Origin of the sequence: Flavobacterium sp. YJ01 (genome assembly GCF_029320955.1) — a bacterium.
GTDB lineage: Bacteria > Bacteroidota > Bacteroidia > Flavobacteriales > Flavobacteriaceae > Flavobacterium.
In genome coordinates, this window is the sequence record NZ_CP119757.1 from 3,964,913 (window position 1) to 3,984,492 (window position 19,580).

Genomic DNA, 19,580 nt, shown 5'->3' on the forward strand with positions numbered 1-19,580 from the left:
TGAAAAAGACAAGTAAATTTTGATTTATTTTAATAAAATTTAAGAACGTCTCATTAATTGCAGATTTTAGATTATTGATTTTAGATTTAGGAACTCTCAAAAATCTAAAATCAGAAGTTTAAAATCTAAAATTTTACTTCCTCGGTATCCATTTCACTTCCTCCGCTTTAAGGTCTGAGGACAACTTTCGTGCCAAGACAAAAAGGTAGTCAGAAAGTCGGTTTAAGTACATAATTGCGATTTCAGGAACATGTTCATTATGGCTTAAATGTACAGCTAAACGCTCGGCGCGACGGCAAATACAACGGGCTATATGACAATGTGACACGGTTGGATGGCCGCCTGGCAAAACAAAATGCGTCATTTGTGGAAGACTTTCTTCCATTTTATCTATTTCGTTTTCCAATAATTCAATATCAGAATCAATTATTCCAAGATTTTCAAGACGAAGTTTTCCATTTTTTAAAACTTCTTTTTCTTGTGGAGTTGCCAACATGGCACCAACTGTAAAAAGGCGATCCTGAATTTCTATTAAAATAGTTTTATAATGCGAGTCCATTTCCTGATCGCGAATTAATCCGATATATGAATTCAATTCATCAACAGTTCCATAACTGTCAATTCTTATGTGGTCTTTTGGTACACGGGTTCCGCCAAAAAGTGCGGTTGTGCCTTTATCGCCTGTTTTGGTATATACTTTCATTTTTTTTTAAGGTTCTAAGATGCTAAGATGCTAAGTTTTTTTGTAACTGAAATTTTTAAAGACCAATCCTCTCTAATCTTTTAATTTCCATTTCTTTACTAAAAAAGGTATCCATAGAAATTTGTTTTTCTAAAAGTTGCCATTTAGGGTTTTCTGGTAAATGTTCTAAAATAAAATCTTCAGGATTGTCTAGTAAGTAACGGACGCATAATTGTTTTTCGAAGATTAATTTTCCATTTTCATTTTCAAAAGCGCTGCCTGCACCCCAAGTCACATCTATGAATTCCCACTTGTCATACATTTTAACGATGTTCCATGCATGATTTACTTCTTTTAAATATTCTCCGTTATACCCATATCCTTTGGCGTAGCCATTTATTACTTCACATTTTATTTTTAAAATAGTACAGATTTCTTTGAATAAATTGGCATACCCAGCACAAACGGACTTTCTGTTTAAAAAAGTAGTTTCTGCTGAAACATCACTTATTGTATTGTTTTCGAATGATTCAATGTCATAATCAATGTTTAATGAAATCCAATAGTATATTAATTGTACAAGTTCTTTTTTACTTTTGGCTCCTTTTGTTAAATATCTGCTTAAGGTTTGTATGTCTTTAGTTTCTAATTCAGGTGCTTTTTCTACATATTCGATTAATCGATAAAAAGATTGATTTTGAGCATTAATTGAAATTGTAAAAAGAAAAATAAATAAGATCGTGATTTTTTTCATTTAGAGATTAATTAGTTTAAAAGGTTGAAAAAATCAGAAATCTAAAATTATTTCGTCGTGTCACTTTCGATTAATCCATCTCTTAAACGGATAACTCTGTGTGCGTACGCAGCGATGTCTTCTTCGTGGGTTACTAGAATTACGGTATTTCCTTGTGCGTGAATATCTCCAAAAAGCTTCATAATTTCTACAGAAGTTTTACTGTCTAAGTTTCCTGTTGGTTCATCGGCCAAAATAATCGAAGGTTTATTTACTAAAGCTCTTGCAACTGCAACACGCTGACGTTGACCTCCAGAAAGCTGATTCGGCTGGTGATCCATTCTGTCGGCGAGATTTACTTGCTTTAAAACTTCGGTTGCACGGGCTATTCTGTCAGATTTTCCATAGCCAGCATAAATCATAGGAAGCGCAACATTATCTAAAGCCGTAGTTCTTGGTAAAAGATTGAAAGTTTGAAAAACGAAACCAATTTCTTTATTTCTGATTTCGGCTAATTCATCATCTTTCATTTGGCTGACATCTTTTCCGTTCAAAACATAATGTCCAGAAGTTGGTGTATCTAAACAGCCTAATAAATTCATTAAAGTAGATTTTCCAGATCCAGAAGGTCCCATTAAAGCTACATATTCGCCTTTTTTTATTTCTAAATTAATTCCTTTTAAAACATATACGATTTCGTTTCCTAAAACAAAGTTTCGTTTGATGTCGGTTATTTTAATTAATGGTTCAGCCATTTTGGTTTACAATTTTGGATTTAAAAGTACGAAACACTTTTCAATAAAAGGATAAGTATCTGATATTTGGTTTTTGTTACAAAAACTCTCCTAGTTTATAATTATATAATAGTTAATCAACTATATAATTTAAAGATTGTTAAATTTTGTTTGGTTTATTTTGTATAATTATTATTATTTTTTACTTTTTATAATTTTAACGCATAAATAATATTTAAAAGATGGTAATAATGTAATTTAAGACGTTTTGTTTTAAGTAAATTTGATATTATTAATTAAACAATCAAAATTATGAAGAATATCAAAATAGTTACAGGAATTGCATTAATAGCATTAAGCTTTACATCATGTAAAGATGAAAAACAGGAAAAAGCGCAGCGAACAATTGATTCTTATGTAGCCTACGTTGATTCGGTTAAAAATGTAAAAGCCGATGATTTAAAAGAAAATTGGCAAGCTGTAGAAGCAGAATACGATAAAAGATCTGCAGAAGCTAGTTTAGCTTTAGCTGATATTAAAGATAATGCTGCTCAGACTGAGAAAATAAATACGAGTAAAGCAAAATACGAGGATTTTAAAAACGAAATGACCACCCTTTTAGCCCCACCGGCTCCAAGTCCTAAACAACAATTGAGAAATGCTTTGTTTGGTGAAGGAAAAATTGGAGACGATATGAGTTTTAACTGGGTAAATGCTCAAAATATTCATAGTGTTTACCAACAGTTTGTTCATACAGTTGAGAATAATAAAGATAAATATTCTAGAGAAGACTGGGATGAAATTAAAGTATTATACGAAGCATTAGACAGCAGAAAAAATACCGTTGAAAAAGAAGGTTTAACTGCTGAGGACAATAGAAAAATTGCAGGTTTGAAAATTAAATTTGCGCCTATGTATACTGTAAATAGAATGGGAGCAAAGGCAGAAGAGAATAAAGAAGCTAAAAAGTAAGCTTTAAATTTTGAATTAGTAAAAAAAAGACGATCAGGAATGATCGTCTTTTTTTATGCTCGTATTGTAAAATGTTCTTTTTCTTGCTCGCGTCTAAAGAAAACAAATCCCCATTGAAAAGTATCGATTGTGACTTTAACTTTTGGGTGATTTTTAATGGTTTCCCAAGCTTCTTCCATTTCTTTTGACCAATGAATATCATCAAAAATCCAAACCGAATCGTTGTTGATTGTTGGTAATAAAAGCTCAAAGTATTCTAAAGTTGCTTTTTTAGAATGATTTCCGTCGAAATAAATTAAATTGTAGATTTTAGAATTTAGTTTTTCCGAAACTAGAAATGATTCAAACTCTGAAATTATATTTTCTACATTATTACAATCAAATTCATCTAATTGATTTTTTGCAATTCCAGATGTATTTGGACAGCCTTCAAGCGTAATCACTTTTGCTTTCGGATTTCCTAAAGCTAAGGCAGAAGTTGCTAGACCTAAAGATGTTCCGATTTCTAAAATGGTTTCTGGCTGAAAATAATTCGTTACACGAAACAATAATTCTGCTCGTTTTGGTGAAATTCCTGCCGTTTGTGCAATTTTAGCAATCTGTCTTCGGTTTGATTTGAAAACTTTAGAACCAGCTCCAAAATCGGTTACTTCGATGAAATTTTTATTCTTTAAAAGTGATTTTCGGTAATTTTCTAATATGCGATATTGAGGTTTTCTTTTCTTATCATAAAAACATTTCGTTAATAAATTAAAAACAAAAGGCGAATGAACGGCGTGTTCATTTTTAGAATTCCAAAGGAACTTTAGATAAGATTTTATTTGAAAAAGCATTAGAAATTTGCAATAAGTGATTAATTTACTTTAATCAATTTTACATCAAAAATAAGTACAGAACCTGCAGGAATTCCTCCTCTGTCATAACTTCCGTATCCTAAATGAGCAGGAATCAAAAGTGTTCCGCTACCACCTTCTTTAAATAACGGAATTCCTTCTGTCCATCCTTGTATAACTTGATTTAAAGGAAAGGTGATTCCAGCGCTGCTGCTTTGATCAAATGTTTTTCCGCTTGTGAAAGAACCCGTGTAAGCAACTGTAACAGATGATGTAGCGGTTGGTTGTTTGCCAGTTCCAGGCTCATTAATAATGTAGTATAAACCAGAAGCTGTTCTTTCTGCTGTTAAATTGTTTTTAGCAATGTAATCCTTAATTTCTTGTTCGTTTTGTTCTTTGTAATCTTTTGCCGGTTCAGATGATGAATCTTTGTCAGAACTTACACATGAAACAAATAACGTTAAACTAAATAATGCGACTAATAATTTTTTCATTGTGGTATTTTATTTTTTAATGGCGGTAAATATAAGGAAATTGAAGAATAGTTCTTTTGTTTCAGGTTTCAAGTTTCACGTTCCTGCAATAACCTGAAACTTGAAACCTGAAACAAAAAAAAACTTACCCTTCAATCTTAGCAGAAAGTTCGAACCAACGTTCTTCTTTAGCGTCGATTTTTTTTATGATGTTTTGCAGTTCATTCGCTTTTTTCTCAATATCAGCATCAGCTACTTTTCCGTCAGAGAATAATTGTTCGATTTTAGTTTTTTCGATTTCTAAATCTTTTATTTCTCTTTCAATTTTCTGATATTCTTTTTGCTCGTTAAAGCTCAGATTTCCTGTTGGATTATTTTGTTTCCAGTCTTTCTTTTCTGCTTTGTTTTCTTCTTTTTGAGCAACATCGGCGCTGTCTTCGTAAGCACGGAAATCAGAGTAGTTTCCTGGAAAATTTTCAATTTCGCCTTGTCCTCTAAAAACAAATAAGTGATCCACAATTTTATCCATGAAATAACGGTCGTGAGAAACCACTAATAAACAGCCCGGATAATCTAAAAGAAAACTTTCCAGAACGTTCAAAGTCACAATATCTAAGTCGTTCGTTGGCTCATCAAGAATCAAGAAGTTCGGATTTTGAATTAAAACCGTACATAAATACAAACGTTTTAATTCTCCACCACTCAATTTTTCGACATAATCATATTGTTTTTTGGCATCAAAAAGAAAACGTTCTAACAATTGCGAAGCCGAAATAATTTTCCCTTTCGCCAACGGAATATATTCTCCGTATTCCTTAATAATATCTATAACACGTTGTCCTGGTTTTGGGTTAATTCCAGATTGTGTGTAATATCCAATTTTAATGGTATCTCCTTTTACAACACGCCCGCTGTCTGGCGGAATTGTTCCTGTCAAAAGATTTAAGAAAGTCGATTTTCCAGTACCATTTTTACCAATAATTCCGATTCTTTCGCCACGTTGAAAATCGAAACTAAAATTATCCAGAATAACACGGTCTTTAAATTTTTTAGAAAGTTTATGAAGCTCAATAATTTTGCTTCCCATTCTTTCCATATTAATTTCAAGTTCCACTTTATTTTCTTTTCGGCGGCTTTGTGCTTTTTCTTTAATTACATAAAAATCATCCTGACGCGATTTAGATTTGGTTGTTCTCGCTTTTGGTTGGCGGCGCATCCATTCTAATTCTTTTACAAATAAGTTTTTTGCTTTGTCAACACTAGCGTTTTCAGAAGTAATTCTTTCTTCTTTTTTCTCTAAATAATACGAGTAATTTCCTTTATATTGGTATAATTTTCCGTTGTCCAATTCGATGATTTCGTTGCAAACTCGCTCTAAAAAGAAACGGTCGTGCGTTACCATAAACAACGTAATATTTTCTTTTGCAAAATAACTTTCAAGCCATTCGATCATTTCCAAATCTAAATGGTTGGTTGGCTCATCCAAAATCAATAAATCTGGTCGATTGATTAATATTATAGCCAATGAAAGACGCTTTTTTTGTCCACCAGAAAGATTTTTAACTTTAAGTTTAAAGTCTTCTAGTTTTAATTTGAATAGAATTTGTTTGTATTGGGTTTCAAAATCCCACGCATTGTGCTGATCCATTGCGTCAAAAGCTTTTTGATACGCTTCTTCGTCATTTGGATTTTCTAGCGCTTTTTCGTAAGCTTCGATAACTTTTAAAGTTTCATTGTCTGAAGCAAAAATGCTTTCTTCAATTGTAAGTTCATCCTGAAGATTATTATCTTGAGAAAGAAACGCCATTCTAATTCCTTTTCTCAGAACAACTTGACCAGTATCTGGTTCATCCAAACCGTTAATGATACTCATAATAGTTGTTTTTCCAGAACCGTTTTTGGCAATAAAAGCAATTTTTTGGTCTTTGTTGATTCCAAAAGAAATGTTGTCAAAAAGGACTCTTTCGCCAAATGACTTCGATATATTTTCTACAGATAAGTAATTCACAAGAATAAAATTTTTTGCAAAAGTAAACTATTATCTTACGATTTGCGAATTATTTATGGAGATACAAATCAAGTGCAGAACTCAAATCAAAATAATGAATTTGCTGTAAAACATTTATAATAGGTTTTCGAACAAGATTTTCATTCGTCAAAAAATAATGCAATCCATCTTTAGTTGCGATTCCTTCAATTTGATGAAAAGGAAGTTTTAAATTAATTCTTCTTCTATTTCCAGATAAAAAATCTTCATTTTTAAAATCGTAGAGAAGGTAAAGAAATGGTTTCCCGATTTTAGTATAGCCACAAAGAGTAATCAGTTTTTTGTCTTCTAAATATGTTGCACCAGTAACCAAGCCTTGAGTGTCTAATGTTGCTTTTAATTTTGCAATTTGAATTCCGGATTGTTTTGAAAGTACATAAATTGCGGTTTTAGAAGAATTCCATTGTTTAGTAAACAAATAAATACTGTCTTTTGAAACAATAAAAGCTTCACAATCAAAATCCGTTTTATTTGGTTTCGAAGCAGAAAAATCCTTTTGGTCATCATAAGAAAAAGAGATGGTTTCGATTTTTGGTTTTTCTTCTAAAAAAGATTTTTTTTCTATTTTAAATATTTTCAAATCAGATCGGTTTCCAGAATAATTATTGCCAAAATCTCCAATATAAATGTGTGCGCTATCTTGTGCAATTTCTTCCCAATCATTGTTTTTTATAGCAGTAAGAATAATTTTTCTTTTAATTTTTCCTAAAGAATCTAATCCGTAAATGGTCTGATCATGATCGTCATTGTGAGTCCAAAATAAATTTTCGAAAGCAATTAGTCCAGAAGTTTCTTTTATAGAATCACTTAGAAGAACAGAATATTCAGGTTTCAATTTCAAATTTTTATAACTGCAGCTTCCGTCATTAAATGTGGCTTTAGAATTGTAATTTTCAGCCTTGGGATCAGTGCATCCTGAAATTTGTGCGTATGCAGCTGTAGTTATTGTAAGAAAGAAGAAAATAATTTTTAGCATGATTGCAATATTAAATTTGCTTAGCTTAAAAGTAAAGTTTTAAATAATAGAATAAAAATTGTATTAAAAAATATAATTTAAATGTTACTTTGCAGCACTAAAATACCAGTGTTTTCTATTTTTTAGAAATAAACCCAGAATGAAGATTTTACAAAAACTGTCGCATTATCGAATTTCACGTTACTTCAAGCTTTTGTTTGTTATTGTCGACGTAATATTGCTAAATTTAGCAACGGTGCTTTCTTCATTGGCAAGATTTGGAAGCTTAGACAAATTGCTAACAAAAGAAGAGCAGACTATTTCTCTTTTGGCAATTTTTGTATGGATTGCCTTATTGCTTCAGCACGACTCCAACAGAAGTATTCGCGTTGAACCGATTGAATCTATTTTATGGAGAACAATAAAAAAGATTTCTTTTCATGCCGCTATAATTTCTATATCAGTTGTTTACTTGAAATATGCCGATATCTCGAGACTTCGAATGGTGTATTTTTATTTGATTTTTTTCGGTTTGTTGATGATTACAAGGTATTTGTCAATGAAACTTCTCAAATACATTCGAAGCAAAGGGTATAATTTTAAAACCTTTATTATTGTCGGCGCTAACGAAAGCGGCGAAAAAATTCGTAAAGTATTAGCGAAAGATCTAACGTATGGATACAAATTTTTAGGTTTTTTTGATGAAAAACAAAGCCAAACATTCGTTGATCCTACATTAATTGTAGGTTCTTTTGAAAATGTAAGAAAGTTTTCGATTGATAAAAAAATAGACGAAATGTATGTTGCTTTGCATATTGATAATATCGAAGTCATTAATGAATTGATTGAAATTTGCGAACAGAATATGATTCGTATCAAATTTATTCCAGATTTTCAGCTTTATACAAAAGCTAGTAAAGTTGAGGTAAGTTTTTATGAAAACATTCCTGTCTTGATGTTTCGTACAGAACCAATGGAGTACGCTTCGAATAGGGTTTTAAAGAAAATTTTCGATATCTGTTTTTCAAGCCTAGTTATCTTGCTGATTTTCCCTTGGTTATTTCCTATTATCATGTTAATTATCAAATTAGAGTCGCCTGGACCTGTGTTTTTTAAACAAGAAAGAGCTGGAAGAGATAACCGTTCTTTTATGTGTTTAAAATTTAGAAGTATGTATGTTAATGGTTTAGCGCACAACAAACAAGCCGAAAAAGGAGATAGTAGAATTACCAGATTTGGAGCATTTATTCGTAAGACCAGTGTAGACGAACTGCCTCAATTTTTTAATGTTTTTTGGGGAGATATGTCGGTAGTTGGACCAAGACCACACATGGTTAATCTTGCCAAAGAATATAGCGATTTAATCAGTAATTATTTAGTTCGTCAGTATGCGAAGCCAGGAATTACGGGTTGGGCGCAGGTAAATGGTTATCGAGGAGAAACAAAAGTTTTAAGCGATATGGAAAATCGAGTTGAATATGATATTTGGTATATTGAAAACTGGAGTTTTCTTCTGGATATAAAAATTGTCATAAAAACGATTATCAATATTCTTAAAGGCGAAGAAAACGCCTATTAGATTTAATATCTAAAAAATTGATTATTAGTTATAATTTCTTTCAGATTATCAATATTATCAATTTTTATTTTTTGATCGAAAGCTCTAATGTGATTTTTATGATGAACATCCGTTCCGCAAAAATCATACATTCCTTTTTTTAAAAGCTCATCGGCAGTTTTGGCAATTTTTGAACCGTAATATTCTACAACAGCAAGAAGATTTAATTGAAAAAGACATCCTGCATCTTTAAGTTTCTTGTATTCATCAAATTTTTTATGAAAAAAAGTATAGCGTTCAGGATGCGCCAGAACCGGAATATAACCAGCAACTTGCAATTCGAAAATAGTTTTATAAAGTGTCAAAGGCGCATTTAGATAAGACATTTCAACCAAGACATAATTGTCTTTTAAGGTTAATAATTTTTCTTCTTTAAAATGATTCGCAAACCAATCGTCTATAATATATTCTGCTCCAGCCTGAATTGGCGTTTGAATATTATTTTCTAAAAATGCATTTTGAGTTTCCTGAAGTTTGGTTTTTATGATTTCTGGAGAATTATTCCAAACATAATGATTAATGTGCGGCGTTGTAATAATTTGCGAAACTCCTATTTTTTCTAAAGATGAAGCAAGTTTTAAAGAATTTGAAATAGTTTGCGCTCCGTCATCAATTCCTGGTAAGATATGAGAATGGATATCTACAAAACTCCCGTCTAATAGATCCTTTAAGATAGGTTTAGATTTGAAAAAAGATAACATGGGGCAAAACTTTAGGACTCAATTTTATAGCTTACAAAATTAATGTAGAAATTCTAATTAGCCGTTTTAGAATTATCTTATATTTGATTTTTAGTAAAATTGTAAAAAATTATGAAAATAAAAGAGAATTTGTTTAATCAAAGGATTATTTCTATTGATGCTTTACGCGGAATTACCATTTTTGTAATGATTTTTGTGAACGAATTGGCAAGTGTTGCAAATGTACCGCAATGGATGAAACACATGCCTGCAGACGCAGATGCCATGACTTTTGTAGATCTTGTTTTTCCAGCTTTTTTATTTATTGTCGGAATGTCTGTCCCGTTTGCATTTAATGCCAGATTACTAAAAGGAGACAGCACCAAAACGATTTGGACTCATACTTTTAAAAGAGCTTTGGCTCTAATCATTATTGGCGTTTTTATGGTAAATGCAGAATATGGTTATGATGCATCTAAAATGATTATCGCTCCCGCTTTTTGGGGACTTTTAGCTTACATAATGCCAATTCCGATTTGGAATAAATATCCTAAAGATTTTCCGCTTTGGCTCAAAAATGTGTTTCAGTATGGAGGAATTTTAGTTCTCATTGCACTTTACTTTTTATATATCCAAGATACTGGAGAAAGAGGAATGACTCCAAAATGGTGGGGAATTCTCGGATTAATCGGTTGGGCTTATCTTTTTACGATTATTTATTATTGGCTGGTTTCTGGAAATTTATGGGCAATGATCGGTTTTCTGATTTTTAGTGTCGTAATGAATTCTCTAAACTTGACCGAAAATTCATTTGTTCAAAACACTTCTTGGTTGAGTTTTATTGCTGGACATCTTACGCATGGAGCTTTAGTTTCGGCTGGAGTTGTAATTTCACTACTCTTTTTCGATCGAAAAATTGAAAATAAAATCAATTGGGCGGTAATTGCTTTTATAGTGCTGTTTTTTGCAGTTGGATTTGGCTTAAGACCTTTATTCGGAATCTCAAAAATACAAGGAACTCCATCTTGGACAATGTTATCAGCAGGAATCTGTACAATATTATTTTACTTTTTATATTGGCTAATGGAAATTAAAAAACAAACAAAATGGAGCGAGTTTTTTATGCCAGCTGCAGCAAATCCGCTTTTGATTTATATACTTCCGGGAGTAATTTATTATTTCTGTAAAGCATTTAATATTCACATAATTCCAGGATATTTTAGAGAAGATGTTCCTGGAATTATCTGGTCTTTGGTTTTTTCTACGATTATGCTTTTTGTGATGAAAATATTAAATAGATATAAAATTCAGCTGCATTTATAGTTTTATTGAGATGAATTTTTAACGCAAAGGGCACAAATTTTTTTTTGAAAGAATGTCTTTAACGCAAAGTTCGCAAAGATTTTTCGCAAAGCGCGCAAAGCTTATTGAGTGAGTTTTGCAAACTGCAAGTTCACAAAGCTTTGTTTTGATAAGCTTTGTGAACTTTTTATATTTTTAAATATTGCTTCAAAAATTCTTTGCGCGCTTTGCGAAAAATCTTTGCGAACTTTGCGTTAAAAAATCAATTTATAATAACAGATTTTATTTTCAATACAGAACCAGAAATAGGATCATAATTCACAAAATTGAATTTGCATAAATTGTGAATATTTAAAAGTTTGCCATCAGGAAGTTCATCTTGTTTAAAATCTGCCCACGGAATTTTTATTGTTGTAAATTTATTTGGAGAAGCTGGTAAACTAACTCTCGGATGTGAGCCGCCGTGCACGCAGCCCGTTCCTTCAGAATTTCCTTCTCTTGCCTGCAATTTTATAATTTGAGAAGATTGATATGTAATTTCAACAAATTTTGAGTCACTCGGAAGATTTGTCGGAATTCCGTCATTAGTTTCAGATGGTGTAATCATAACATTTAGCTCAATTTCTCCTTGAGGATTATCTTTCGCGGTTGCTGCAATTACTCCTTTTTTCAGACGAATAGTATTTATTATTTTCTCATTTTCTTTTGAAGGACCAGCAATAAACCATTTGTTGGATTTTACCAGATTCTCTCGTTTTCCTTGCGCTTTTACAGAAAAACAAAGAAAACCAAAAACGAAAAGACAGATTAATAATTGACGCATAAGACTTTTTAAAAATCAGATAATTATAAACTCAAATGTAGTTTTTTTGAAGCATTTAAAAATCTTTTTTATTCGCTTAAAAATTTCAACATAATTCTTAATTAAAATTCTAAATTTGTAAGAAGTGGTTTTTAAAATATTGTGAGTGAGTGGTTTAAAAATTAGATATGTCTTCCTTGTTTTATTAATAAGTTCGTTTTGTACTGCTCAAAACGATGGCGTAACCGTGGGAAATAGAGATATACTAGACGTTATTCATAAAATTTTTGATAAAAACGATACCGTAAAAAAAGACAGTCAAAAAAAGCTTGCATTCTCTTTGCTTCCCGTTCCAGTAGATGTCAATTCAAGTACTGGTTTGGTCGTTTCCTTTTTAACTACATTTTATTTGAGCGAAGATCATGAAAATACCAAAATGTCTCAAGTTACCTTTTCGCCATATTTTAGTTTTACCAAACAATATGTTTTTCCGATTCAATCTTACATTTACACAAGCGAAAACAAATGGAATTTTATTGGAGATTATCGCTATATGATTTATCCTCAAGACACTTATGGCTTGGGCGAACATGATTCTAAAGAAAAAATGTCAACGCTCGATTACCAGCAATGGCGATTTTATCAGTTTGTAACAAAGAAAATTGTTGGAAATTATCGTTTAGGAATGGGATTTCTTCTCGATAATTATCAAAACATTTCTGAGGAAACTTATATCGATCAAGAAACAGATTATAATCAATATATGAAAGGAGATTATACAGACGAAACCTCTTTCGGATTTGCAATTCAAGGTTTGTATGATTCTCGAGAAAATATCATAAATCCAAAACAAGGATTATATGTTGAAGCCGATTTTCGCATTAATACAAGCGGAGTTGAAGGAGATAAATGGCAATCATTATATATAGATGTACGTAAATATCATTCTTTTAGTAAAACCAAACATCGAGTTTGGGCATCAAGAGCTTTTTATTGGTCTACTTTTGGCGGAAAACCTCATTATTTAGATTTGCCAAGTATTGGCTGGGATCGTGACGGAAAAACGGGACGCGGATTTACCAAAAACCGATACAGAAGTAATGCGCTTATCTATTTTGAAACCGAATATCGAACAGATATTACTCGAAATGGTTTTTTAGGCTGTGTGTTTTTTACCAATATTTCCTCGGTTTCGAAACTGGATACTTACGAATTTAAAAAATGGAACCCAGCCGTCGGAACCGGAATTCGTATCAAATGGAATAAAAGAAATGGCAGTAATCTAGCGCTCGATTACGGAATTAGTAAAAACGATTGGTCTTTGCGTTTAGGGTTATCAGAAAATTTCTAACTTTCGGGCAAAATTTACAGAAACAATTTTTCATGCAGTTATCGGTTATTATTCTGAATTACAATGTGCGTTACTTTCTGGAACAATGCGTTTTAAGTGTTCATGAAGCAATTGCTGAAATCGATGCCGAAATTATTGTAATTGATAATAATTCATCAGACGAAAGTGTTTTGATGATGAAAGAGAAGTTCCCTAATGTAAAACTTATTGAAAACAAAGAAAATTTTGGTTTTCCAAAAGGGAATAATATAGGTGTTCGTCAAGCGAAAGGAAAGTACGTATGCATCTTAAATCCCGACACCGTTGTTGCTGAAGATACATTTTCTAAAATTCTGGCTTTCGCCGAAAGGCAAAATAATCTCGGAATTATCGGCTGTAAATTAATTGACGGAACAGGAGAATTTCTTCCCGAAAGTAAAAGAGGAATTCCAACGCCTTGGGTTGCTTTTACAAAGATTTTTAGTTTGTATAAAATCTTTCCAAAAACAAAGCTTTTTAACCAATATTACGCACAGCAGTTAGACGAAAATCAAACTGGAAAAGTTGATATTTTGGTTGGCGCTTTTATGTTTTTAGAAAGAAAATTATATGAAAACCTCGATGGTTTTGATGAAAACTGTTTTATGTATGCAGACGATATAGATTTGTCTTACCGCGCTTTACAATTAAAAAAGAACAATTACTATTTTCACGAAACGACAGTTTTGCATTATAAAGGAGAAAGTACGATAAAAGACGAAAAATACATGATGCATTTTCAGGAAGCAATGAATTTCTTTTATCAAAAACATTTTAAGAAATCGTGGTTCTTTAGTATCTTTATTAAAATTGGTGCTTTCTTGTTTTCAATTGCGAAAATGTTTCAGGGAAAACCAAAAGAAAACTCATTGCCGGAAAGTTATTTTTTATACTCCGAAAATGAGAATTTCACTAAAAAACTGGCTTCGATTTTGGAAAATAAAGTTGAATTTTTAGATTTCAACGGAGAAAAAATGGTAAATTCGTGCCTGATTTTAAAGGGTAAAAAGGCAGAGATCGTTTTGGATAATCACTATATTTCATTCAAAAAATGTATCGAAATCATAGAAACTCTTAAAGATAAGCAGGTTACTTTTAAAATTTTTCCCAAAAAGACAAGTTTTATTATTGGAAGTAATTCAAGGAATGACAGAGGGCAAATAGTGAAAATTGAGTGAAAAATTATATTAAGTGTAATTTATGTTTAAAAATTTCATTAAATTCGCAATCTGAAAATCAAAAACATCTTTTAGATTAACAATATGGCAAGATTTGAATTAAAGCTTCCGAAAATGGGAGAAAGCGTCGCTGAAGCAACCATTACCAATTGGTTGAAAGAGGTTGGAGACAAAATTGAAGCTGATGAAGCTGTACTCGAAATTGCAACAGATAAAGTTGACAGCGAAGTGCCTAGTGAAGTATCAGGAATTTTAGTTGAGCAATTGTTTGGTAAAGATGATTTGGTGCAAGTAGGTCAAACTATCGCTATTATTGAAACTGAAGGCGGTGAAACAACTGCGCCTGAAGCTGTAAATGCAGTTCAGGAAACAGCTGATGCTCCTGCAGAAGCTACTGAAATTGAAAAATCAATTGAAGAAGTAAAAGAAACAGTTTCGTCTACTCAGGATTTCTCAAGTTCAGATAAATTCTTTTCTCCATTAGTAAAAAATATTGCAAAAGAAGAAGGTATCTCTTTAAATGAACTTGAAAATATGTCTGGTTCAGGAAAAGACGGACGTGTAACAAAAGAAGATATTTTAAAATATATAGAAGATCGCAAATCTGGAGTTGTTCAAACTCCTAAAGCGGTTGAAGAAACTCAGAAAGTTACTGCTGAAACTCCAAAAGTTCAGACTCCAGAACCAGTTGTTCAAAAAAGCCAGCAAGCAGTTCCAGTTTCTGTAAACGGAGGTGACGAAATTGTAGAAATGGACAGAATGCGTAAGCTGATTTCAGGATACATGACGGCTTCAGTTCAAACTTCGGCTCACGTACAATCTTTTATTGAAGTTGACGTGACAAATATTGTAAAATGGAGAGATAAAGTAAAAACAGCTTTTGAAAAAAGAGAAGGCGAAAAGTTGACTTTTACGCCAATTATGATGGAAGCAGTTGCAAAAGCCTTGAAAGATTTCCCTGGAATGAATATTTCTGTTGATGGTGATTATATCATCAAAAAGAAAAATATCAATTTAGGAATGGCGGCAGCTTTACCAAACGGAAATTTAATTGTTCCTGTAATTAAAAATGCAGATCAATTGAATTTGGTTGGAATGGCAAAAGCGGTTAACGATTTAGGGAATCGTGCAAAAGCTGGAAAGCTGAAACCAGACGATACGCAAGGCGGAACTTATACGGTAACAAACGTTGGTACTTTTGGAAGTGTTTTCGGAACGCCGATTATCAATCAGCCGCAAGTGGGAATTCTTGCTCTTGGAGCAATTCGTAAAGTTCCTGCGGTAATAGAAACTCCAGAAGGTGATTTTATTGGAATTCGTCAGAAAATGTTCTTGTCTCACTCTTACGATCATAGAGTTGTTGACGGTGCGTTAGGAGGAAGTTTTGTAAAAAGAGTAGCAGAATATTTAGAAGCTTTTGATGTAGATAGAGATTTCTAAAATTTTATTATAAAAATAAATTCAAATCCGATAAGTTTTAGGCTTGTCGGATTTTTTGTTTTGTAAGAAAAAGTTAAGTTTCGTTCTGCAAACTTATTTAAGGCTTGTTTTCTAAATGTTAAATTCTCGAAATTGAAAGCATTTTTAGACAAAAAAAATAAGAATAAAGGAGGATATTCGGCTTTAAAAATTACATTTGTAAACTTATAAAAATTAGAAATGGAATTAAAACTTCACAAACCAATTTGCTTTTTTGATCTCGAAACAACGGGAATTGATATCGGTAAAGATAGAATCGTAGAAATTTCAATATTCAAAGTTTTTCCTAACGGAAACAAAGAAAGTAAAACCTGGTTGGTTAATCCAACAATTCCAATTCCTCCGCAAACTACTGCAGTTCACGGCATCACTGATGAAAAAGTGGCTAATGAACCTACTTTTGCAGAACTTGCATCGCAAATTCATAACATGATTAAAGACAGTGATTTGGGTGGATTTAACTCAGATCGTTTTGATATTCCGCTTCTTGCAGAAGAATTGCTTCGCGCGGGAGTTGATTTTGATATGAAGAATAAAGTTTCTGTAGATGTGCAAACGATTTTCCATAAAATGGAAGAACGTACTTTAAGTGCGGCTTTAAAATTCTATTGCGGAAAAAGTCTTGAAAATGCACATTCGGCTGAAGCAGATACAATGGCGACTTACGAAATCTTAAAAGCGCAATTAGATCGTTATCCAGAATTGGAAAATGATATGAAGTCTTTGTCTGAATTTACAACACGTAAAAAAATCGCCGATTTTGCGGGAATGATTGCTTTTGATAAAGATGACGAAGAAATTTTTACATTTGGAAAACATAAAGGAGCAAAAGTGGAAAAAGTTTTAGAATCTGAGCCGGGTTATTTCAGCTGGATTCAAAATGCTGATTTTCCATTGTATACCAAAAAAGTTTTGACAGCGATTAAATTAAGAAAATTAAATACGAAGTAAGTTTCTAAGATGCTAAGATTCTGAGTTTCTAAGTTTTTTTTAGTTTCTTAGTAGCTTAGCATCTTAGTATCTTAGCAACTTAAAAAAAGAATGAAGATTATCTGTGTCGGCAGGAATTATGCCAATCATATAGAAGAATTAAAAAACGAACGTCCGAGCGAGCCAGTTGTTTTTATGAAGCCGGATTCTGCGGTTTTGTTGAAACAGCATCCGTTTGTAATTCCAGAGTTTTCTGAAGATGTGCATCATGAAATTGAAATAATCGTAAAGATTAATAAAGTCGGAAAATATATTGAGCCTAAATTTGCTCATAAATATTATGATGATATTAGTGTAGGAATCGATTTTACAGCGCGAGATTTGCAAAGTAAACTCAAAGAAAAAGGACTTCCGTGGGAAAAAGCCAAGGCATTTGACGGTTCGGCGGTTATTGGAGATTTTTTGCCAAAAACTGATTTTGTTTCTATGGAAAATCTTAATTTTGAATTAAAAACAAATGGCGAAACGGTTCAGAAAGGAAATTCAAGCATGATGCTTTGGAAGATTGATGAGTTGATTTCGCATGTGTCTCAATTTTTTACATTAAAAATTGGAGATATTATTTTTACAGGAACGCCAGCAGGTGTTTCGGCTGTAAAACCAAATGATGTTTTAGAAGGCTTTTTAGAAGATAAAAAATTATTCAGAATACAAGTAAAATAATGGCTTTAAAGTACAACCTTTCGAAAGTGTATGCGCTTTCAGATAACGATCCTGAATTTGTAAATCAGATTTTAACTTTATTTGTTACAGAAGTTCCCGAAGATTTAAAACAAATTAAAGAAGGAATTAAGAAAAAGGATCATAAATATGCTTATTCGTATGCACATAAAATAAAGCCAACCTTAGACTTAATGGGGTTAAATGTAGCTTTTGAAGAAATTCTTCAGGTAGAGGCTTGGACAAAAGCAGAAGGCAAGAAAAAGGATATTATTGAGACCTTTAAGAGTATTAAGATACAAGTTAAAGAAGCGATCAAAGAGATAAAAAAAGACTTTGATTTGTAATATATAAGCAGAACCCAATTCTTAATATTGAAAAAGGATTGGGTTTTGTTTTCTAATTTTGAAAGTATTTGTTTTTATATAAGATTCAAATACTGATTTACTTCTTTTATAATAACCTGTTTTATTCAGGTAAAAACTTTCTTTAAATAAATATGAAAGCAGCAATTATAACAATTGGAGATGAAATTCTAATTGGTCAAATCGTAGATACAAATTCAGCTTTTATTGCTAAATCATTAGACAGAATTGGAGTTGAGGTGGTAGAAATGCTTTCTATCAGCGATGATAAAAAACATATTTTAGATACTTTCGCGCAGTTTCAGAATAGAGTAGATGTTGTAATTATTACAGGCGGATTAGGTCCAACTAAAGACGATGTAACCAAAAAAACTTTCTGCGAATATTTTAATGATGAATTAGTTGTTAATCCGGAAGTTCTGGCTCATGTAACGCAATTAATTGAAGGTTTTTATAAAAGACCTATTTCGCAATTAAATAAAGATCAGGCTTTAGTGCCTTCAACTTGTACGGTTTTGCACAATCAAGTTGGAACCGCTCCGGGAATGTGGATGAAAAAAGAAAATACCGTTTTTATTTCGCTTCCGGGAGTTCCTTATGAAATGAAATATTTGGTAGAAGAGCAGATAATCCCAAAAATTGTACGCGAATACAAACGTCCTTATATCATTCATAAAACCATTTTGACATACGGACAAGGCGAAAGTTTAGTGGCAGAACGTATTGAACAATGGGAAAATAATCTTCCAGAATTTATAAAATTGGCTTATTTGCCAAATCCAGGAAGGGTTCGTTTACGTCTAACAGCTCGCGGAACGGACAAAGAATTGTTAGAAGAAGCCATTGAATCTAATGTTAAATCTTTGGATGCCATAATTCATGATATAATTGTGGGTTATGAAGAAAATGAAACAATAGAAACGGTTATTGGAAAATTGCTTTCTAAAGAAAATAAAACAGTCTCAACAGCAGAAAGTTGTACAGGCGGAAGAATTGCGTCGCTTTTATCGGCTGTTCCAGGATCGTCAAGTTATTTTAAAGGAAGTATTGTTTCGTATGCAACCGAAGTAAAAATAAATCTTCTTGGTGTTTCTCAAAATTTAATTGATGAATTTTCGGTAGTAAGTGCTGAGGTTGCGTCTGCTATGGCTTTGAATGTGAAAAACTTACTGAAAACAGACTACGGAATAGCAACCACGGGCAATGCAGGCCCGTCAAAAGGTGATTCTGATGCCGAAATTGGAACTGTTTTTATTGCTTTGGCAACGCCAAACGGAGTAATTGTAGAAGAATTTAACTTCGGACAACCGCGTGAAAAAGTGATAGATAGGGCATCAGTTAAGAGTTTGGAAATATTGCAGAAAGAAATTTTAAAAATTGTGCAATAATTTTTTGCTACAATGGTTTATTTTTCTTTTCTTTGCACCCTGATTTTGAATAACGATAAAAGATAAGTATAATGTCAAGAGTTTGTGACCTTACAGGTAAAAGAGCGATGGTAGGAAATAACGTTTCTCACGCTATGAACAAAACTAAGAGAAAGTTTTCTGTAAACTTAGTTAAAAAGCGTTTTTATCTTCCAGAAGAAGATAGATGGATTACTCTTAGAGTAGCAGCATCTACGATAAAAACAATTAATAAAAATGGAATCACTGCAGTTTTGAAAAAAGCGCAGTCAGAAGGATTTATCAAATAATCTTTTCCTAAA

General features: G+C 32.2%; 20 protein-coding genes. 11 read left to right on the forward strand and 9 right to left on the reverse strand.

From position 1 onward, the window contains the following. Positions 1 to 133: 133 nt before the first annotated feature. Genes P0R33_RS17485 through P0R33_RS17495 form a run of 3 tightly spaced genes read right to left on the reverse strand, consistent with a single transcriptional unit; the run spans position 134 to position 2,170 of the window. On the reverse strand, positions 134 to 703 hold the full coding sequence (locus P0R33_RS17485; RefSeq protein ID WP_276172450.1) for a cob(I)yrinic acid a,c-diamide adenosyltransferase: 570 nt from the start codon (positions 701 to 703) through the stop codon (positions 134 to 136). 55 nt (positions 704 to 758) lie between these two features. Continuing rightward, the gene (locus P0R33_RS17490) at positions 759 to 1,436 is read right to left on the reverse strand and encodes a transglutaminase domain-containing protein (protein ID WP_276172451.1); all 678 of its coding nucleotides are present in this window, start codon (positions 1,434 to 1,436) and stop codon (positions 759 to 761) included. A 47-nt stretch (positions 1,437 to 1,483) separates the two neighbouring features. Next, a complete protein-coding gene (locus P0R33_RS17495) occupies positions 1,484 to 2,170 on the reverse strand; it encodes an ABC transporter ATP-binding protein (RefSeq protein ID WP_276172452.1) in 687 nt (228 codons plus the stop codon). Between the two features lie 291 nt (positions 2,171 to 2,461). On the opposite strand from P0R33_RS17495, the gene P0R33_RS17500 reads away from it, so the two are divergent. Then, complete coding sequence (locus tag P0R33_RS17500) at positions 2,462 to 3,121, forward strand: DUF6565 domain-containing protein (protein WP_276172453.1); 660 nt, start codon at positions 2,462 to 2,464, stop codon at positions 3,119 to 3,121. Positions 3,122 to 3,174: 53 nt separating this feature from the next. On the opposite strand, the gene P0R33_RS17505 is transcribed toward P0R33_RS17500, so the two are convergent. The 4 genes from P0R33_RS17505 to P0R33_RS17520 form a co-directional block, all read right to left on the reverse strand. Then, a complete protein-coding gene (locus tag P0R33_RS17505; RefSeq protein WP_276172454.1) occupies positions 3,175 to 3,954 on the reverse strand; it encodes a class I SAM-dependent methyltransferase in 780 nt (259 codons plus the stop codon). Positions 3,955 to 3,974: 20 nt separating this feature from the next. Then, positions 3,975 to 4,448: an FKBP-type peptidyl-prolyl cis-trans isomerase gene (locus tag P0R33_RS17510; protein ID WP_276172455.1), complete on the reverse strand. Its 474-nt coding sequence runs from the start codon at positions 4,446 to 4,448 to the stop codon at positions 3,975 to 3,977. Between the two features lie 124 nt (positions 4,449 to 4,572). Further along, positions 4,573 to 6,435: an ABC-F family ATP-binding cassette domain-containing protein gene (locus tag P0R33_RS17515; protein ID WP_276172456.1), complete on the reverse strand. Its 1,863-nt coding sequence runs from the start codon at positions 6,433 to 6,435 to the stop codon at positions 4,573 to 4,575. Positions 6,436 to 6,484: 49 nt separating this feature from the next. Continuing rightward, a complete protein-coding gene (locus P0R33_RS17520) occupies positions 6,485 to 7,450 on the reverse strand; it encodes a T9SS C-terminal target domain-containing protein (protein ID WP_276172457.1) in 966 nt (321 codons plus the stop codon). A 139-nt stretch (positions 7,451 to 7,589) separates the two neighbouring features. Between P0R33_RS17520 and P0R33_RS17525 the strand changes: the two genes are divergently transcribed. Continuing rightward, positions 7,590 to 9,008 (forward strand): undecaprenyl-phosphate glucose phosphotransferase, encoded by a 1,419-nt coding sequence (locus tag P0R33_RS17525; RefSeq protein ID WP_276172458.1) that lies wholly within the window; start codon positions 7,590 to 7,592, stop codon positions 9,006 to 9,008. 2 nt (positions 9,009 to 9,010) lie between these two features. Here the strand turns inward: P0R33_RS17525 and P0R33_RS17530 are convergent, their stop codons facing one another. Next, the gene (locus P0R33_RS17530) at positions 9,011 to 9,748 is read right to left on the reverse strand and encodes a CpsB/CapC family capsule biosynthesis tyrosine phosphatase (protein ID WP_276172459.1); all 738 of its coding nucleotides are present in this window, start codon (positions 9,746 to 9,748) and stop codon (positions 9,011 to 9,013) included. Between the two features lie 111 nt (positions 9,749 to 9,859). Between P0R33_RS17530 and P0R33_RS17535 the strand changes: the two genes are divergently transcribed. Then, positions 9,860 to 11,050, forward strand: a complete 1,191-nt coding sequence (locus P0R33_RS17535; protein ID WP_276172460.1) for a DUF5009 domain-containing protein — start codon at positions 9,860 to 9,862, stop codon at positions 11,048 to 11,050. A gap of 241 nt (positions 11,051 to 11,291) precedes the next feature. On the opposite strand, the gene P0R33_RS17540 is transcribed toward P0R33_RS17535, so the two are convergent. After that, a complete protein-coding gene (locus tag P0R33_RS17540; protein WP_276172461.1) occupies positions 11,292 to 11,852 on the reverse strand; it encodes a hypothetical protein in 561 nt (186 codons plus the stop codon). A gap of 145 nt (positions 11,853 to 11,997) precedes the next feature. On the opposite strand from P0R33_RS17540, the gene P0R33_RS17545 reads away from it, so the two are divergent. The 8 genes from P0R33_RS17545 to rpmB all read left to right on the forward strand — a co-directional run bounded on the left by P0R33_RS17545 (position 11,998) and on the right by rpmB (position 19,568). Next, entirely contained in the window at positions 11,998 to 13,182 is a 1,185-nt protein-coding gene (locus P0R33_RS17545; protein WP_276172462.1) for a hypothetical protein, read from the forward strand. Positions 13,183 to 13,214: 32 nt separating this feature from the next. After that, positions 13,215 to 14,378, forward strand: a complete 1,164-nt coding sequence (locus P0R33_RS17550; protein WP_276172463.1) for a glycosyltransferase family 2 protein — start codon at positions 13,215 to 13,217, stop codon at positions 14,376 to 14,378. Positions 14,379 to 14,462: 84 nt separating this feature from the next. Beyond that, positions 14,463 to 15,818, forward strand: a complete 1,356-nt coding sequence (locus tag P0R33_RS17555; protein WP_276172464.1) for a dihydrolipoamide acetyltransferase family protein — start codon at positions 14,463 to 14,465, stop codon at positions 15,816 to 15,818. 219 nt (positions 15,819 to 16,037) lie between these two features. Beyond that, positions 16,038 to 16,808, forward strand: a complete 771-nt coding sequence (locus P0R33_RS17560; protein WP_276172465.1) for a 3'-5' exonuclease — start codon at positions 16,038 to 16,040, stop codon at positions 16,806 to 16,808. Positions 16,809 to 16,898: 90 nt separating this feature from the next. Then, on the forward strand, positions 16,899 to 17,510 hold the full coding sequence (locus tag P0R33_RS17565; RefSeq protein ID WP_276172466.1) for a fumarylacetoacetate hydrolase family protein: 612 nt from the start codon (positions 16,899 to 16,901) through the stop codon (positions 17,508 to 17,510). Further along, entirely contained in the window at positions 17,510 to 17,854 is a 345-nt protein-coding gene (locus P0R33_RS17570) for an Hpt domain-containing protein (RefSeq protein ID WP_184159882.1), read from the forward strand. The genes P0R33_RS17565 and P0R33_RS17570 overlap by 1 nt, the downstream gene beginning before the upstream one ends. 152 nt (positions 17,855 to 18,006) lie before the next feature. Further along, positions 18,007 to 19,260 carry a competence/damage-inducible protein A gene (locus P0R33_RS17575; protein ID WP_276172467.1) on the forward strand — a complete coding sequence of 418 codons (1,254 nt, stop codon included), beginning with the start codon at positions 18,007 to 18,009 and terminating at the stop codon, positions 19,258 to 19,260. Between the two features lie 71 nt (positions 19,261 to 19,331). After that, positions 19,332 to 19,568, forward strand: a complete 237-nt coding sequence (rpmB, locus tag P0R33_RS17580; RefSeq protein ID WP_008468080.1) for a 50S ribosomal protein L28 — start codon at positions 19,332 to 19,334, stop codon at positions 19,566 to 19,568. Positions 19,569 to 19,580 lie beyond the last annotated feature (12 nt).

Excerpts from the sequence above, each read along its gene's own strand:
- P0R33_RS17485 (WP_276172450.1), bottom strand. The coding sequence starts at position 703 with ATGAAAGTATATACCAAAACAGGCGATAAAGGCACAACCGCACTTTTT.
- P0R33_RS17490 (WP_276172451.1), bottom strand. The coding sequence starts at position 1,436 with ATGAAAAAAATCACGATCTTATTTATTTTTCTTTTTACAATTTCAATT.
- P0R33_RS17495 (WP_276172452.1), bottom strand. The coding sequence starts at position 2,170 with ATGGCTGAACCATTAATTAAAATAACCGACATCAAACGAAACTTTGTT.
- P0R33_RS17500 (WP_276172453.1), top strand. The coding sequence starts at position 2,462 with ATGAAGAATATCAAAATAGTTACAGGAATTGCATTAATAGCATTAAGC.
- P0R33_RS17505 (WP_276172454.1), bottom strand. The coding sequence starts at position 3,954 with ATGCTTTTTCAAATAAAATCTTATCTAAAGTTCCTTTGGAATTCTAAA.
- P0R33_RS17510 (WP_276172455.1), bottom strand. The coding sequence starts at position 4,448 with ATGAAAAAATTATTAGTCGCATTATTTAGTTTAACGTTATTTGTTTCA.
- P0R33_RS17520 (WP_276172457.1), bottom strand. The coding sequence starts at position 7,450 with ATGCTAAAAATTATTTTCTTCTTTCTTACAATAACTACAGCTGCATAC.
- P0R33_RS17525 (WP_276172458.1), top strand. The coding sequence starts at position 7,590 with ATGAAGATTTTACAAAAACTGTCGCATTATCGAATTTCACGTTACTTC.
- P0R33_RS17530 (WP_276172459.1), bottom strand. The coding sequence starts at position 9,748 with ATGTTATCTTTTTTCAAATCTAAACCTATCTTAAAGGATCTATTAGAC.
- P0R33_RS17535 (WP_276172460.1), top strand. The coding sequence starts at position 9,860 with ATGAAAATAAAAGAGAATTTGTTTAATCAAAGGATTATTTCTATTGAT.
- P0R33_RS17540 (WP_276172461.1), bottom strand. The coding sequence starts at position 11,852 with ATGCGTCAATTATTAATCTGTCTTTTCGTTTTTGGTTTTCTTTGTTTT.
- P0R33_RS17550 (WP_276172463.1), top strand. The coding sequence starts at position 13,215 with ATGCAGTTATCGGTTATTATTCTGAATTACAATGTGCGTTACTTTCTG.
- P0R33_RS17555 (WP_276172464.1), top strand. The coding sequence starts at position 14,463 with ATGGCAAGATTTGAATTAAAGCTTCCGAAAATGGGAGAAAGCGTCGCT.
- P0R33_RS17560 (WP_276172465.1), top strand. The coding sequence starts at position 16,038 with ATGGAATTAAAACTTCACAAACCAATTTGCTTTTTTGATCTCGAAACA.
- P0R33_RS17565 (WP_276172466.1), top strand. The coding sequence starts at position 16,899 with ATGAAGATTATCTGTGTCGGCAGGAATTATGCCAATCATATAGAAGAA.
- P0R33_RS17570 (WP_184159882.1), top strand. The coding sequence starts at position 17,510 with ATGGCTTTAAAGTACAACCTTTCGAAAGTGTATGCGCTTTCAGATAAC.
- P0R33_RS17575 (WP_276172467.1), top strand. The coding sequence starts at position 18,007 with ATGAAAGCAGCAATTATAACAATTGGAGATGAAATTCTAATTGGTCAA.
- rpmB (WP_008468080.1), top strand. The coding sequence starts at position 19,332 with ATGTCAAGAGTTTGTGACCTTACAGGTAAAAGAGCGATGGTAGGAAAT.